This is a genomic window from Prevotella sp. AM34-19LB, assembly GCF_003468525.1.
Lineage (GTDB): Bacteria > Bacteroidota > Bacteroidia > Bacteroidales > Bacteroidaceae > Prevotella.
On the sequence record NZ_QSIG01000027.1, the window covers coordinates 12,540 to 28,188 of the forward strand.

The window sequence follows — 15,649 nt, forward strand, 5'->3', positions numbered from 1 at the left end:
ATTCAGATAAAAATATGTCTAAAAAATCACAGCATAACAATATACTGCTCGCCGTCATCGGTTTTACGGCAGTTGTCATACTCGTGGGAATCATCGGCTTCTTCACGCTTGAGCAGAAGGACGATACCATCCAGGGCGAGGTAGAAGTATCAGAATACAGAGTATCCTGCAAGTTGCCAGGCCGCATCGTAGAACTGAGAGTCAAGGAGGGCAACTACGTCCACGTGGGCGACACCCTCGCCATCCTCGAAGTTCCAGAGATGAAATCGCAGGAGCAGATGCTCCAGGCTACCAATGCGGCAGCCGAGGCGATGAAGGACCTGACCGATGCCGGTGCCCGCAAGGAGCAGATTCAGGGTGCCTTCCAGCTGGTTCAGCAGGCAGAAGCTGCTGCAACCATTGCCAAGAAGACTTACGACCGCATGCAGAACCTCTATAACGACGGCGTTATCAGCGGTCAGAAGCGCGACGAAGCATTTGCAGCCTACAAGGCTACAGAGGCTCAGGTGGCAGCAGCCAGGAGCCAGTATGAGATGGCGAAGAATGGTGCCCGCGAGCAGGAGAAGCGCATGGCTGCCAACAACACCCAGGCTTCGAAGAGCGCAGTAGATGTAGTGAAGAATCTCCTGAAGGAGACCGTGCAGGTGGCTCAGTGCGAGGGCGAGGTAAGCAATGTCTATCCAAAGGTAGGCGAGCTGGTGGGTCTCGGTTCTCCTATCATGAGCATCTCTATCATGAGCGATATGTGGGGTACCTTCAATGTTCGCGAGGATCATCTCCAGGGACTGAACAAGGGCGATGAGTTCACCGCTTTCGTGCCAGCCTTCAACAAGGAAATCAAGATGAAGGTTTACTACCTGAAAGACCAGGGCTCCTATGCTACCTGGAAGGCAACCAAGGATAATGGCGACTACGACCGCAAGACTTTCGAGGTGAAGGCCCGTCCTATCACCAAGCTGGAGGGATTGCGCCCGGGAATGTCACTCATCATTAAATAACTTCTATGTTTAAGAAATTATATCATATTGCCCGTAGAGAGTGCGGCATCATGCGGAAGAATCCCATCTATCTCTTCTGCATGGTCATCTTTCCCATCGTGGTGGTGATCTTCTTCACCACCCTGATGCAGGGAGGTGTGCCTACCGACATGCCTGTGGGCATTGTTGACCAGGACAATACTCATACCTCCCGCCAGCTGGTGCACAAGCTCGACGCTTTCCAGACCACCAAGGTGGTGGCTCACTATGAGAACATAGCCGAGGCAAGACATGCTATCCAGAAGAACGAGATCTATGCCTTCCTGGTGATTCCTAACGGAACAGAGGCAGGATTGATGGCTTCCCGACAGCCTAAGATTTCCTTCTACTACAGCAGCGTTTCGCTGGCAGCAGGCTCCCTGCTCTTCCGAGACCTGAAGACCATTTCTACCCTGGGAGGCGCAGCGGCAGGTATGGCGAAGCTGTCGGCACTGGGAAAGACGAACGATGAAATCATGACCTTCCTGCAGCCTATCACCTTGGATCTGCACATGATAGGCAACCCTTACGCCAACTACAACTATTATCTGTCGAGCGTGATGGTGCCGGGACTCATCATGCTGTTCATCTTCCTGATCACCCCTTATTCCATCGGAACGGAACTGAAGTTCAACAGAGCCAGAGACTGGATGCGAATGGCGAACAACAATCCTTATCTCGCCATCGCAGGTAAGATGTTGCCTCAGACGCTCATCTTCCTGAGCATCTTCCTGCTGTTCGAGTTCTACATCTATTATGTATTGGGATTCCCGCATCCGGGCGGTGCAGCGCCAATCATACTGCTGGGCATTCTGAGCGTATTGTCCTGCCAGTGCTTCGGTATCTTTGCCTTCGGGCTGATGCCTTCCCTGCGCATGTCGATGAGTATCTGTTCGCTTTGGGGTGTGGTGAGTTTCTCCATCTGCGGAGCCACCTATCCACTCTTCTCCATGGATTCGCCAATCCAGGCCATCGGACAGCTCTTCCCTATGCGCCACTATTATATGATTTACCAGATGAACATCTTCAATGGTTTTCCGATGAGCGATGCTGTGCTCCACTGGGGCGCGATAGTACTCTTCTGTGCCCTGCCAATCCTCACCATCTGGAATATCAAGAAGGCAATGTTAGTATATAAATACCTACCATAATGAAGAAAAGTAGTTTATTATATAAGATTATCAATGGCATCTGGGATATGTGCTACATCTGGAAGACGGAAATGCGCAATGTTTTCCGCGATGAGGGTGTGCTCATCTTCTGCATCCTGGTACCGCTGGGCTATCCGCTGCTCTACTCATGGATTTACAACAACGAGGTGGTGAGAGAGGTGGATACGGCGATTGTTGACCTGAGCCACAGCCATACTTCCCGCGAGTTTATCCGCGATTACGATGCTTCTCCGGATGTCAAGGCTACCTATTACTGCAACAGTCTCGACGAGGCGAAGCAGCTGGTGCAAAGGCAGGCGGTGCATGGAATCATCTATATTCCAGCCGATTTCGACACGAAGCTGAACCGTGGCGAACAGGCGCATGTGGGCGTATATTGCGATATGAGTCTGATGCTGACCTATAAGGCGATTTACCAGCCGCGCAGGGTGTGGCAAGCCAGATCAACTCGGGAATTCAGATTTCCAAGGGAGGAGGGTTCACGGATCGGGATGATGAAATAACCGCCCATCCGTTGGAATTCGATGAAGTTCCGATATTCAATACCACCGGGGGATATGGTAATGCGATTCTTCCGGGTGTGCTGGTACTCATCCTTCAGCAAACCATGCTGCTGGGCATCGGAATGGCAGCAGGAACATCGAGAGAGCTGAACAGAAACCGCGAACTGATACCGATAAGCAAGCATTATGGCGGTATTTTCCGAATCGTATTCGGCAAGTCGATGGTTTATTTCATGGTTTACGCCGTGATGGGAATGTACCTGACGCTGGTAGTTCCGAAACTTTTCGGCTTCGTCAGTATGGTAACCTGGACCACCATTCTGGGTTTCCTCCTGCCTTATATTCTGTCGTGCGTATTCTTCGGATTGATGCTTTCTTGTCTGGTAAGATACCGTGAGAATGTAATGCTTCTGGTGGTTTTCACCTCAGTGCCATTGCTATTCATGACGGGTATTTCGTGGCCACAGAGCAATATTCCAGCCTTCTGGCAGGGATTTGCCTGGGTTTTCCCATCTACCTTCGGTATCAGAGGATTCCTGAGAATCAGCAGTATGGGAGCATCTCTTGCCGATATTCTGCCGGAGTTCAGAGCGCTCTGGATACAGACGGGCGTCTATTTCCTCGCCACCTGCCTGGTTTTCAGGCAGCAGTTGCGCTCATCAAGACTCAAGGCCAATCTTACTGCCGAAGTTGCAGAAGAAGAGGAGGAGGCAGAAGCGCTTCTGGAGACTAAAAAATAAAGATCTAAAATGCAAGAATCAGGGGTTGACCATACAAAAAACAGCTGTTAACTGTTAACCCCTGATAAAAAAGAGGGTACGTCATTATTCATCGGATTACGCGGATGAATCAGAACCTTAACCGCCTTCTTCGGATTACTCACGGATTTTAAACGGAAACTCGACCTGACGGTCGTGGCGATACCCCCTAAAGCTGGAACGCTAATGCGCTAGCCCAATGGCCGTAAGGCCAAATCCGTTTTAATTCCGTGAGTAATCCGTGAAGCAAGAATATTCCGTTAACTCATCGTAATCCGATGAAGAAAATCGATAAAAAAACATAAAAAAGAGGATGTGTTTTGGACTTTTGACACACCCTCTTTTTATTTACTTATGCGTACTTACAATCTTAGTTGGAGCCTTCTCGGCATTTCTGCGGTTCACCACAGTAACGATGCTCTGAGCAAGGCTCAGGAAAGCCTGACCAGTGATGGAATCAACCTTGGTTGCAGCAGGCGCACCATCATCACCACCCTCGCAGATGCTCTGAACGATAGGAATCTGGGCGAGCAATGGCACGTTCATCTCCTTGGCTAGGTTCTTGCAACCCTCCTTACCGAAAATATAATACTTGTTCTCCGGCAACTCGGCAGGAGTAAAGTAAGCCATGTTCTCGATAAGACCGAGGATAGGCACATTCACCTTGTCATTCTGATACATGTCAATACCCTTTCTCGCATCAGCAAGAGCTACCTGCTGAGGAGTACTTACGATAACCGCACCCGTGATGGCGAGTGTCTGGAGCAGGGTAAGATGAATATCGCTGGTGCCAGGAGGAGTATCGAGGATGAAGTAATCCAACTCACCCCAGTCAGCATCAGCAATCAGCTGCTTCAAGGCAGAGCAAGCCATACCGCCACGCCACAAGGTAGCCGTGGTAGGACTTACGAAGAAACCGATACTCAGCAGTTTCACACCATATTTCTCGACAGGTTCGATGAGATCTCTGCCATCTTTGTGAACAGAATAAGGACGTTCCTCCTCTACACCGAACATCTTAGGCATGGAAGGACCGAAGATATCAGTATCAAGCAAGCCTACCTTATAGCCCAACTTGGCAAGTGCAATGGCAAGATTGGCAGAAACCGTACTCTTACCTACTCCACCCTTACCAGAGCTTACAGCGATGACGTTCTTCACCTGAGGAAGCATTTTTCCTACTTCTGGGCGAGGAGCCGACTTGAACTCAGTAACGATCTCCACCTCTACCTCCTTGGAGATATGATAATGGATGGCAGCCTCAGCCGCCTTCACCGTACTCTTGAGGAAAGGATCGGTATCTCTAGGGAAGAGCAGAACCACCTTCACCTTCATACCATTGATGCTAGGCGTATCTGCCAGCATTTCACTCTCTATAAGGTTCTTCTTGGTACCGGGATAGATGACGGTAGCAAGAGCCTCTTCAATTAATTTTGGATATAATGTCATAATTATTTTTTTTGTTTGGTGCAAAAGTAACAATAAATAATGTAATAAGCAAATAAAAACTAAATAATTTCAGTTATTAAACACTTTTATGTATCTTTGCAGAATGGAGACGATGATGAAGCGACATCAGGAACTTCGGATTCCCCCTCCACCTTCAAAAACGACAAAACTGAATAAAAATGAATTATAAGAAAATCATAGTAGGTTTCGCCCTTTCTCTGGCTTGTCTTTCTGTGCAGCAGGCTGGTGCCGAAACCTTCAGCAAGAGTAAGAAGAAAGAGAATGTAGCTGCTGCTACCAGCATCAACTGGGCGGATGCTTCGGGCAAGGTAAGCTACTCTACCAACGCCACCACTTCGCCTGTGGTGAAGATTGCCCTCAGGATGTTTTCCAACGACATGAAGGCTGTAACCGGCAACGAGGCGAAAGAGAAAGCCGGTGCCAACATCCAGATTTACCAGCTCAACCTGCTTACCAACAAGGAGTTTTCTGCCGTAGAAAAGCTCGGCGCTCCTCTCCACAAGTTCATCACAGCCAAGGATGCTTTCTATATCGGAACCCGAAAGGGTAAGATCATCGTGATAGGAAGCGACGCACGAGGCACTGCCTACGCCATCATGGAGCTCTCGCGCATGGCTGGCGTTTCGCCTATGGCAGGATGGAACGACCTGAAGCCGCAGACACGTCAGAATCTCTCTACCCAGGTGGGAACGGAGAAGATAGAAATCCCGAGAATCGAATTCAGAGGCCTTGCCCTGAACGGAAGCAAGTGGATGAACCAGAAGAACTACAGTCAGCTGGCACGCCTGATGCTGCGCCTGAGAGCCAACACCCTCTGGCAGGTGGACGGCAAGCACGAGGCTGCCTACAACAAGGCGGTGTAGATAGCTTCGACATCTGCATTGCCGAAAACTACAAGGTGACGGAAATCACCGGCAAGAAACACAAGAAGAAGCATAAGAAGACCCTGGAGAACGTGAAGATGATCTGCGCCGGCAACCAGATGCAGCTGGAGAATGTTTCCCCTGCCCTGGTGCTCGAGATGCTCAACAACAGAGATTATCTGGAAACCAAGTCGGAGCACAGGGAGAAATCCCATCGCTCGGAGATGCACCATGATGAAGACTGCGCATGGATAGCCAACGTAACCAATCCGAAGATGGTTTCGCTGCAGCTTGCCATGATTTCAGATCTCGCCTGGAACGGCGAGGCGCTGCAGGGAGGCATCAACAGCTACCTACATAACTGGCTCAGCAGTCTCTTCGGCAACGTAGCAGCCAAGAAAATCAAGCCTCTGATGGAGGAATACTATCGCCTGACCAGTATCCGCCAGCCAGCCTTCATGGCAATGCCTTACGGCGATACGGAGTTTCATTCGGGCGAATTCGGCAATGAGCTGGAGCGCTATCTCTACGCCTACGACCTGCTGAAGACCAAGACTGCCAATCTGGAAAGAACCCTTCCTGCCGATCAGCGAGACGGTTTCTTCGAAATCGTGAAATATCCTATCTTCTCTGCTGCCCTCATCGCCGAAAAGGAGCTGGAGGCACAGGAAGCCAGAGACATCGCCCGTCCGGGGCTGTTCCCAAATGATGATGAAGCCAAGGCTTCGGCGGCTGTGAGCCTCAACGCCTTCAACACCCTGAAGCAGCTCAACGCCTACTATCTGAAGCTGGGCAAGGGCAAATGGAGCAGCATCATCGCCACAAATGGGGCAGAAATGCAGGCTCCGCAGTTGCCGGGCACGCTATCGTCAAAGGATATCAAGCTTCTGATGCAGGATGCCTTCGACAGAAATCAAGATCTCCAGCCACTGGTGACATTCACCAAGAACATCACCGCCAAGAATGCATACGACTGGACGAATGCCTTCCAGGCGCCAGCAGCCAAGGGTGAAACTGCGGAGAAGATCCAGCTGAAGCCGCTGCTGGGTCATAGCAACAATGCCGTGAAGCTGCCAAAGGGAGCCATCCTGAGATATAAATTCGTAAGCAGCAGCATAGGAGACGCGAGATTCACCCTCGCCACCATCCCGAGCTATCTGCCATACGAGAAGAATATGCGGGTAAGCGTGAGCATCGACGGCGCAGAGCCGGTAATCTGCCAGATGAAGGAGGATTACAACTCCAAGGAATGGAAGATGAATCATTGGCGCGGTCAGGCGCTCAAGAGCTTCTACGTAACCCTGCTCGACGGCTATCATACTGTAGAAATCAAGGCGCTGGATGACAATATCATCGTTGACCAGTGGGTGCTTGATTTCGATGTAGATAGAGAATACTACGTATTCCCGGTTACGAGATAAAGGGAAATATGACTAAAAAGAGGCTTCATAGATGGCAAGCAGAAGGCTTAAATGATGACCGAGCCTTGCCATCTATGAAGCTCGGAAAGTGTTAAAGAAGCTAAGTGATAGTTTCTTATCCCCCAACTCTATGAGTTCTCCATCCTAAAGCATAGAGTTGGCTTGAAAAAATGGGCAGAGTTAACAGGTTAACAGTTAACAGCCGAAAAATGCATGGTACCCCCCTCTCTATCTATAAAAAAAGTATATATATATATTATATTATAAGGTACGCGAGGGGGACTATCGAAAAATCGACTGTTAACTGTTAACCTGTTAACCCCACTATAAAACTTCCAGTTCATTTCTCTTCATGATAAGAGGATAACGCTCAGGATGTTTTAGACTCTCAATTTCTAAATCGACATCAAGTTTAGGCCACTCTATAGCGTTTCTTCCACTCATCTGTACATCAAGAGCATCAGAAATACATGCATTCTTCATCCAAGGAATCCGATTATAAGATATAAAATAATCGTTTCCTTTCACAGAAAGCATAATGCCTTTATCATTTATCATCAAGACGCTTACCTGTCTCATATCCTCTTTCTTTTAAGAAGTTATATTTTCTGTGGGCAAAGATACGATATTTTTATGAAATTCCAAGGGAAAAAGCATAAAAAAAGCACTCCAAGGGGCGAAAACTCCTCAAAGTGCTCTGAACTTAACATTATCTCTTATTGGTTTTTACTCAATAACTACGGTTGTCCAACCATGCTTGTCCTCGATGGTACCATACTGAATGCCACGGAGGGTATCATACAGGTGCTTAGAGATAGGACCTGGCTTCTCGCCGAAGTTGTAGCGCTTGCCAGTATCCAGGTCATCAATGTAGCTGATAGGGCTGATAACGGCTGCAGTACCGCATGCACCAGCCTCCTCGAAGGTTTCCAGCTCATCCTCAGGAATCTGACGGCGCTCTACCTTCATACCGAGATCCTCAGCCAACTGCATCAAGCTCTTGTTGGTGATAGATGGGAGGATGGATGTACTCTTAGGAGTAACGTATGTATTGTTCTTGATACCGAAGAAGTTGGCAGCACCACACTCATCCATGTATTTCTTCTCCTTGGCATCGAGATAGAACTCGCACGCATAACCCTTCTCGTGAGCGATATTGTTGGCTCTGAGAGAAGCAGCATAGTTGCCACCTACCTTATAGATACCTGTTCCGAGAGGAGCAGAGCGGTCGAAATCACGGATGATGACGTATGGGTTGGTAGAGAATCCACCCTTGAAGTATGGACCCACTGGGGTTACGAAGATGAGGAAGCAATACTCCTTAGAAGGATGCACACCCACCTGAGGGCTTGTACCGATGAGAAGCGGACGGATATAGAGCGTAGCACCACTCTCGTAGGTAGGAATCCACTCCTGGTTGAGGCGGACCACCTTCTTCACCATCTCCTCGAACAACTCTGTTGGCACCTCTGGCATCATGATACCACGGCATGTACTCTGCAGGCGGGCAGCATTCTCGTCCATACGGAACACGCGCACCTTGCCGTCTGGGCAACGATAAGCCTTCAGGCCCTCGAATGCCTCCTGACCATAGTGGAGACAGGTTGCAGCCATGTGCAATTTCAAATACTCATCAGAGCAAACTTCTATTTCGCCCCATTTGCCGTCGCGATAGTAACAGCGAACATTGTAGTCAGTCTGGCGATAGCCAAATGACAAATTAGACCAATCTAAGTCTTTCATAACATCTTATTTTTTAATGTTCTACTAATATTTTGAATGCAAAAGTACAAAATATTCTATTAATCTGCAACTATTTTGCGATAAATTTAGTAGAAACGTTATTATTTTACGTATTTCTGCCGTTTTAGTGCATGATTTTGCCGAATTTATGCTTGAATATCGCATTTTTGGGGAATCAATCTTCGCTGAGCAGCTTCTTGATTTCCTCATCAGTCTTGGTGAGCTTGTCCTTGCAGAGCTTTACCAAGGTTTTGGCACGCTTCAACTGCTCGGAGAGCTGATCAATATCCAGTTCATCATTCTCCATTCTTTCTACAATCTGCTCAAGCTCTCTTACAGCTTGCTCGTATTTCATTTCGTCTTTTGCCATCTCTTTATCATGTTAATGTTTACTTTTGATTCAAATAACAGCGTACTGAGTTAACAGAGTTAACAGTTAACAGCTGAAATTCTGTACTTCCGACTTCACATTGCCCTCGGCGAATCTCGTTTCGATGATGTCGCCAGCCTTCAGCTGCGAGGCAGAACGGATGCTCTTGCCATCTTTCAGCGTGATGCTGTAGCCACGCTTCAGCAGCAACTCGGGATCCTGCGCCTGGATGCGCTGCTGGAGAAGCTGCAGACGATGACTCTCATTGAGCATCTTCCGCTCCAGTACCGGCTGGATATTCTGCGAGAGAATCTCTAAACGGCGCTGGGCATTCGAAACCTTCGACTGCAGATTCGTCGTAATGCGAGTCATCAGACGGTCGAGATACGCCCCCTGCTTCGTCTTCACCAGCGAGAACTGCACGGGGATGGTGCTGCTCAATCTTTCGAGCCTCATCTTCTCTACCTGCAACCGGTGCTTCACGTTCTGTACGATGGTTTCCTGCGCATCCATCACCCGGGCATAGACCTCGGCGAGATGATTGATGAGGAAGGCGGCAGCGGCAGTAGGCGTCTTCACCCGCTGGAAGGAAATCATATCGAGCACACTCTCATCCCTCTCATGTCCTATACCCGTGATGATAGGCAGCGGGAAGTTAGCCACATTCTCGGCAAGCGCCAGGGTGTCGAAACCGGAAAGGTCGCTGGTAGCACCACCGCCACGGATGATGACTACGCAGTCAAACTCCTCATATTCGGCATTGATGCTGTCCAGGGCAGCGATGATGCTCTGCTCCACTCCCTCGCCCTGCATCGTAGCAGGAAAGAGGCGGGTGGTGAACTGCAAGCCATAATCATTATCGGCAAGCTGATTGCAGAAATCGCCATAGCCGGCTGCCGTGGCACTCGAAATCACGGCGATGCGCTGGCAGAACATCGGGAGCACCAGCTCCTTCTGCAGTTCGAAGACGCCTTCTTCCTTCAATGTATTGATGATTTCCAACCGCTTGCGCGCCATATCGCCCATCGTATAGTTGGGGTCGATGTCATCTACAATCCAAGAGAAACCATAGTTCTCATGGAACTGGGCGTGCACCTTGAGCAGCACCTTCATTCCGGTATGGATGCGCTGTCCCGTCACCCGCTCGAAATTCGGCTTGATGAGCATCCAGCGGTTTCGCCAGCAGTTGGCATGAGCCTTGGCTATCGGCGTATTGGACCGCTCATCTTTCTGGATGAGTTCCAGATAGCAGTGCCCGCCATAGCCCTCGCGAGCCTCAGAGAGTTCCGCTTCCACCCAATAGCTGTCGGGTAAGGACATCGAAATGACTTCGCTCACCATGGAATTGAGTTCAAAGAGCGTCACAGTTAAACGTTTCATATTGGACATAGATTTTTTATCATTACTTTACTTAATCGCTTTTCCCGTCTGATAGGCTTTCCAGAAATCCGGCACACCATATCCGAAGACATTGTCTGGATGTTGCTGGTTATCGCCTGCCAGTTTTACAAGCTTGATAATCTGCTTGGCAGTCTTGCCAGGCAGCGCCTGCCAGAGGCAAGCCACCATACCCGCTACCAGCGGCGAGGAGAACGAAGTTCCATTATCATTGATGATGCTTCCCCTGCCAGTAATCACGCAGGCAGGACTTCCGAATGCCATCACATCAGGCTTGATTCTGCCATCCGCCGTAGGTCCTACGGCACTGAAGGCAGCATTCGCACCGTGTTCGTTGATGCTTCCCACCGTGATGATATCCTTGGCATCGGCAGGGAAATTGATTTTCTTCCAGGAACCCATACCGTCGTTTCCGGCAGAGTTCACGCATACGATTCCCTTGTCAGCACACATCGATGCGGTTCGGGAGATGAGGACGGTCTTGCCATCCTGCTCATAATAGTGATGATTCATAGAGGAATCATCGAAGCCATGATAGCCGAGCGAAGAATTGATGACGTCCACGCCACAGCTGTCAGCATACTCGGCAGCACTCGCCCAGTAATCCTCCTCGGCAAGGCTCTCCGTGCGCTCATCCTCGCATCTTATCAGCAGATACTGCGCCTCAGGAGCCACGCCACATATAAATCGGGCGCATTGGCAGCCATCGTAGAGAGCACCATCGTGCCATGTTCCATCTCTCCGAAGACATTCTTGGATTCAGGAACCACGAAATCCTTCACCCCCGCCAGCTTGATGTTGTGCAGGGCAGGAATCTTATCCACATTCATGAATCCGCCGTCGAATACGGCTATCATCATCCCCCTGCCTCTATAGCCACTTTCGTGGAGCCTTTTGCCGTTCAGTGACTTCAGCTGGGTGTCAGCTGCACCATACACTCCATTGCCGGAACTCCACTCGTTCAGTCCATTGCGCACATTCGAGCGCATTCTCTGACTTACGGAATCGGGAGCCTGGAACACCTTCTTCATCTTGGTGATGAATTCCAGCCCTTCCAGCTTGCGGAGCTCCTTGTCCTTATGGATGCGGATGAGCAGCGTATTGTTCCACTTGCTCTTCCCTACAATCTCGATGCCAGCCTCAGCTACCTGCTTTTCGTAAGCCGGAGCCACAGGAAGGTCGGTCAGATCCACAGGAATGCCCTGGCGCTTACGTCGGTCGATGGAACGCTGGGAGAGGAATTCCGAAGGGCGGTTCACCGAAAAAGGCGTATGGTCGAGGTCTTTATCCTTGAGGTAAAGGCGATACATCTGGCATTTTCCACCTGGGAAAGACACCATATCGGTCTCCAGAATGCCAGTAACCTTGCCATCGTGAGCCAACAATGTCAAGGTGGACAGAATAAATGCATAAAGCATCAAATATCTTTTCATCATTTATCGGTAGTACGATTGTTATATTGAAATATTCTCGTCTGACTGCTGTTGACAAATCAGATTGTTATTGTTTATACTAAGCTGCAAAAGTACTGTTTTTGTACGAGAATGCCAAAAGAAAAGGGAAGTTTTTATCAGGAAATGCAAGTTTTTCTTATATATATAATAAGGTATCAGATATTTTTTGTAATTTTGCAGACAAGTAGGCGACGTGGTTGCTTTCTGAAAGAAGCAAGACGATCGTCTATGAGGCAAAAACAGATATAAATGGAAAATAAACAAGCGACATTAGAATTAGGTACGAAGCCGGTGGGCAAGCTGCTCATTCAGTACGCCCTGCCAGCGATGATTGCAATGACCGCCGCCTCACTCTACAACATTGTTGACCGCGTTTTCATCGGTCAGGGTGTGGGAGCCATGGCCATCTCAGGTCTCGCCATCACCTTCCCCTTCATGAACCTCACCGCCGCCTTCGGAGCCGGCGTTGGCGTGGGAGCGTCCACTGCCATCAGCGTGAAGCTGGGACAAAAGGATTATGCCACAGCGCAGAACATTCTGGGTAACACGATTTCTCTGAACCTCATCATCGGTATCGGATTGAGCATCATCTGTCTGCTCTTCCTCGACCCTATCCTGAGATTCTTCGGAGCCAGCGACCAGACGCTCGTCTATGCCCATGAGTATATGGTCATCATCCTGCTGGGCAATGTGGTGAGCCACATGTATTTCGGCATGAACGCCCTGCTCAGGGCGGCGAGCAAGCCCAAGCAGGCGATGTACGCCACCATCTTCACGGTGGTGATGAACGTGATACTGGATGCCCTCTTCATCCTTGTCTTCAAATGGGGAATACAGGGTGCCGCCATCGCCACCATCCTATCGCAGCTGATGGCGCTGATGTGGCAGTTCAAGCTCTTCAGCAACAAGAGCGAGCTGCTCCACTTCAAGAAAGGCATCTACAAGCTGAAGAGAAAACTCGTAGATAACATCCTCGCCATCGGCATTTCGCCGTTTCTGATGAACGTGTGCGCCTGCATCATCGTCATCTTCATCAACAACCAGCTGGTGCGTTTCGGAGGCGACCTTTCCGTGGGTGCCTACGGAATAGCCAACGGTATTGCGATGGTGTTCATCATGTTCGTGTTAGGTGTCAACCAGGGAATGCAGCCTATTGCCGGATACAACTATGGTGCCCAGAAACTGGATAGACTGATGCGCGTGCTGAACCTGAGCATCATCGCCGCCACCGCCATCATGGTGACGGGCTGGCTGATAGCGATATTCCTGCCTTACTATTGCGCAAGAATGTTTACTACCGATAAGCAGCTGATAGACTTGGGCATCAAGGCAATCAGAGTGGTGATGTTCTGCTTCCCGATCATCGGTTTCCAGATGGTCATCACGAACTTCTTCCAGTGTATCGGAAAGGTGAAGATCAGCATCTTCCTCTCCTTGTCGAGACAGTTGCTCATCCTCCTGCCGCTCCTGGCTTTCCTGCCGATGATATGGGATATTGACGGCGTATGGTACAGTATGCCTATCTCCGATTTCTCAGCTGCAGTCATCGCTGCCATCGTAATGTCATGGTACATGAACAAGTTGAAAAGACAACATAAAGAAAACATGAAAGTTAACGGTTAATAGTTAACAGTTAACAGCTAAAATTTTAAGCTTATGACCAAGATTATCATAAACGTAGGTCGCCAGATTGGTAGCGGCGGCCATATCATCGCTGAGAAGCTGGCGGAAGATTTCGGTTGCAAATGCTACGACCGGGAACTGCTCAACCTTGCTGCCAAGGAGAGCGGTTTTTCGGAGAAATTCTTCGAGCAGAACGATGAGCAGAAGGGATTCTTCAAGTCTCTCTTTCATACCCATCTGCCTTTCCTGAGCGATAACAATTTCTATCACAACGACTTCTCGCAGGAAGGTCTGTACAAGTTCCAGAGCGACGCCATTAGAAAGGCTGCCGATGAGGGCAACTGCGTGTTTGTGGGCAGAACCGCCGACTATGTGCTGCGCGACTACAAGAACGTGATCAATATCTTCATCACCGCCGACATTGACGACCGCATCAAGGCTGTTTGCAAGCGAAAGAACATCGACAGAGCCACCGCCCGCAAGTTCATAGAAAACCACGAGGAGCAGCGTGCCTCTTACTACGATTACTACACAGGCAAGAAGTGGGGACACAGCGAAAGCTACGACCTCTGCATCAACAGCAGCCTGCTGGGAATAGAAGAGACAGAGAAGTTTATCGCAGAATTTATTAGAAAGAAATTCAATCTATAAGAAATTTAACTCATATAATATAATGAAGAAGATTATGCTTTTGGGCTCAGGCGAACTGGGCAAGGAGTTTACCATCGCCGCAAAGCGAGCAGGACAGTACGTCATCGCTTGCGACAAGTATGACAATGCACCAGCCATGCAGGTTGCCGACGAGCGAGAAGTGTTCTCAATGCTTGATGGCAACGCATTGACCGCTGTGGTTGAGAAACATCACCCAGACATCATCGTGCCTGAGATTGAAGCTATCCGCACCGAGCGACTCTTCGACTTCGAGAAGGAGGGCATTCAGATTGTACCTTCGGCACGTGCAGTGAACTATACGATGAACCGCCGTGCCATCCGCGACCTGGCTGCCAAGGAACTGGGTCTGCGCACAGCCAAGTATTTCTACGCAAAGACTTTCGAAGAGTTCAAGAACGCTGCCGATGAGATTGGTTTCCCATGCGTAGTGAAGCCACTGATGAGTTCCAGCGGTCATGGACAGAGCTATGTCCACAACGACGATGAGCTGGTAGAGGCTTACAAGGAGGCAATGGAGGAAGGTCGCGGCGACGTGAAGGAAGTGATTATCGAGGAATTCATCGACTTCGATTCAGAGTTCACCCTCCTCACCGTAACCCAGAAGGATGGTCCTACCCTCTTCTGCCCACCTATCGGACACGTACAGAAGGGCGGCGACTACCGCGAGAGCTGGCAGCCATTCCAGCTTCCAGAGGAGGCTTTGAAGAAGGCTGAGCACATCGCCGGCGAAGTAACCAAGGCGCTGACAGGTGCTGGTCTCTGGGGCGTAGAGTTCTTCCTGAGCAAGCAGGGGGAGGTAATCTTCTCTGAGTTGAGTCCTCGTCCACACGATACAGGTATGGTAACGCTTGGTCACACCACCAACCTGAGCGAGTTTGAGCTCCACTTCCGTGCCGTGATGGGCTTGCCTATCGCCGGAATCCATCTGGAGCACGTAGGTTGTTCAGCCGTCATCCTCTCTCCTGAGGAAAGCACAGAGCCATTGAACTACAACATGCTTGATGCACTGAAGGAGGATCATACCCGCATCCGCATCTTCGGAAAGCCAGAGGCTCACGTAGGTCGCCGTATGGGTGTCGTTCTCTGCTACGGCGAGAAGGGCGATGATCTGAATGCCCTGCGCGACAAGGCAAAGCGCCTTGCCAAGACGGTTTTGGGCACCGACCCATATATGAAGAAATAAGAT

The 15,649-nt window shown here is 49.7% G+C and carries 12 protein-coding genes and 2 pseudogenes; 8 read left to right on the plus strand and 6 right to left on the minus strand.

Features of this window, described 5'->3' with window-relative positions; translation table 11 throughout:
* The first annotated feature begins 14 nt into the window (after positions 1–14).
* The 3 genes and pseudogenes from DW830_RS09565 to DW830_RS09575 all read left to right on the plus strand — a co-directional run bounded on the left by DW830_RS09565 (position 15) and on the right by DW830_RS09575 (position 3,431).
* Positions 15–998 (plus strand): HlyD family secretion protein, encoded by a 984-nt coding sequence (locus tag DW830_RS09565; protein ID WP_119249719.1) that lies wholly within the window; start codon positions 15–17, stop codon positions 996–998.
* 5 nt (positions 999–1,003) lie between these two features.
* Complete coding sequence (locus tag DW830_RS09570) at positions 1,004–2,167, plus strand: ABC transporter permease (RefSeq protein ID WP_119249720.1); 1,164 nt, start codon at positions 1,004–1,006, stop codon at positions 2,165–2,167.
* Positions 2,167–3,431: pseudogene (locus DW830_RS09575) on the plus strand (ABC transporter permease). The gene DW830_RS09570 and the pseudogene DW830_RS09575 overlap by 1 nt, the downstream one beginning before the upstream one ends.
* Positions 3,432–3,797: 366 nt before the next feature.
* Here the strand turns inward: DW830_RS09575 and DW830_RS09580 are convergent.
* Entirely contained in the window at positions 3,798–4,898 is a 1,101-nt protein-coding gene (locus tag DW830_RS09580; protein ID WP_117661265.1) for an Mrp/NBP35 family ATP-binding protein, read from the minus strand.
* Between the two features lie 179 nt (positions 4,899–5,077).
* On the opposite strand from DW830_RS09580, the gene DW830_RS15850 reads away from it, so the two are divergent.
* Both DW830_RS15850 and DW830_RS09585 read left to right on the plus strand, forming a co-directional pair.
* On the plus strand, positions 5,078–5,782 hold the full coding sequence (locus DW830_RS15850) for a hypothetical protein (RefSeq protein ID WP_158573469.1): 705 nt from the start codon (positions 5,078–5,080) through the stop codon (positions 5,780–5,782).
* The gene (locus tag DW830_RS09585; RefSeq protein ID WP_158573470.1) at positions 5,668–7,203 is read left to right on the plus strand and encodes a glycosyl hydrolase 115 family protein; all 1,536 of its coding nucleotides are present in this window, start codon (positions 5,668–5,670) and stop codon (positions 7,201–7,203) included. The genes DW830_RS15850 and DW830_RS09585 overlap by 115 nt, the downstream gene beginning before the upstream one ends.
* A gap of 324 nt (positions 7,204–7,527) precedes the next feature.
* Here DW830_RS09585 and DW830_RS09590 read toward each other — a convergent pair whose 3' ends face one another.
* The 5 genes and pseudogenes from DW830_RS09590 to DW830_RS17355 form a co-directional block, all read right to left on the minus strand.
* Positions 7,528–7,761 (minus strand): DUF2442 domain-containing protein, encoded by a 234-nt coding sequence (locus tag DW830_RS09590; protein ID WP_119249742.1) that lies wholly within the window; start codon positions 7,759–7,761, stop codon positions 7,528–7,530.
* A 168-nt stretch (positions 7,762–7,929) separates the two neighbouring features.
* Positions 7,930–8,946: a branched-chain amino acid aminotransferase gene (locus tag DW830_RS09595; protein WP_119249722.1), complete on the minus strand. Its 1,017-nt coding sequence runs from the start codon at positions 8,944–8,946 to the stop codon at positions 7,930–7,932.
* Positions 8,947–9,121: 175 nt separating this feature from the next.
* Positions 9,122–9,316 (minus strand): exodeoxyribonuclease VII small subunit, encoded by a 195-nt coding sequence (gene xseB / locus DW830_RS09600; RefSeq protein ID WP_119249723.1) that lies wholly within the window; start codon positions 9,314–9,316, stop codon positions 9,122–9,124.
* 66 nt (positions 9,317–9,382) lie between these two features.
* The gene (gene xseA, locus DW830_RS09605) at positions 9,383–10,705 is read right to left on the minus strand and encodes an exodeoxyribonuclease VII large subunit (protein WP_410524511.1); all 1,323 of its coding nucleotides are present in this window, start codon (positions 10,703–10,705) and stop codon (positions 9,383–9,385) included.
* Between the two features lie 18 nt (positions 10,706–10,723).
* Positions 10,724–12,132: pseudogene (locus DW830_RS17355) on the minus strand (S8 family peptidase).
* 285 nt (positions 12,133–12,417) lie between these two features.
* Here DW830_RS17355 and DW830_RS09620 point away from each other — a divergent pair.
* From DW830_RS09620 to purT, 3 genes are read left to right on the plus strand one after another with little or no spacing between them, the layout of a single operon-like run.
* Positions 12,418–13,791, plus strand: a complete 1,374-nt coding sequence (locus tag DW830_RS09620) for an MATE family efflux transporter (RefSeq protein ID WP_119249725.1) — start codon at positions 12,418–12,420, stop codon at positions 13,789–13,791.
* 33 nt (positions 13,792–13,824) lie between these two features.
* On the plus strand, positions 13,825–14,442 hold the full coding sequence (locus DW830_RS09625) for an AAA family ATPase (protein WP_119249726.1): 618 nt from the start codon (positions 13,825–13,827) through the stop codon (positions 14,440–14,442).
* 22 nt (positions 14,443–14,464) lie between these two features.
* Positions 14,465–15,646, plus strand: coding sequence for a formate-dependent phosphoribosylglycinamide formyltransferase (gene purT, locus DW830_RS09630; protein WP_119249727.1), 1,182 nt, complete (start codon positions 14,465–14,467; stop codon positions 15,644–15,646).
* Positions 15,647–15,649 lie beyond the last annotated feature (3 nt).

Excerpts from the sequence above, each read along its gene's own strand:
- DW830_RS09565 (WP_119249719.1), top strand. The coding sequence starts at position 15 with ATGTCTAAAAAATCACAGCATAACAATATACTGCTCGCCGTCATCGGT.
- DW830_RS09570 (WP_119249720.1), top strand. The coding sequence starts at position 1,004 with ATGTTTAAGAAATTATATCATATTGCCCGTAGAGAGTGCGGCATCATG.
- DW830_RS09580 (WP_117661265.1), bottom strand. The coding sequence starts at position 4,898 with ATGACATTATATCCAAAATTAATTGAAGAGGCTCTTGCTACCGTCATC.
- DW830_RS15850 (WP_158573469.1), top strand. The coding sequence starts at position 5,078 with ATGAATTATAAGAAAATCATAGTAGGTTTCGCCCTTTCTCTGGCTTGT.
- DW830_RS09590 (WP_119249742.1), bottom strand. The coding sequence starts at position 7,761 with ATGATAAATGATAAAGGCATTATGCTTTCTGTGAAAGGAAACGATTAT.
- DW830_RS09595 (WP_119249722.1), bottom strand. The coding sequence starts at position 8,946 with ATGAAAGACTTAGATTGGTCTAATTTGTCATTTGGCTATCGCCAGACT.
- xseB (WP_119249723.1), bottom strand. The coding sequence starts at position 9,316 with ATGGCAAAAGACGAAATGAAATACGAGCAAGCTGTAAGAGAGCTTGAG.
- xseA (WP_410524511.1), bottom strand. The coding sequence starts at position 10,705 with ATGTCCAATATGAAACGTTTAACTGTGACGCTCTTTGAACTCAATTCC.
- DW830_RS09620 (WP_119249725.1), top strand. The coding sequence starts at position 12,418 with ATGGAAAATAAACAAGCGACATTAGAATTAGGTACGAAGCCGGTGGGC.
- DW830_RS09625 (WP_119249726.1), top strand. The coding sequence starts at position 13,825 with ATGACCAAGATTATCATAAACGTAGGTCGCCAGATTGGTAGCGGCGGC.
- purT (WP_119249727.1), top strand. The coding sequence starts at position 14,465 with ATGAAGAAGATTATGCTTTTGGGCTCAGGCGAACTGGGCAAGGAGTTT.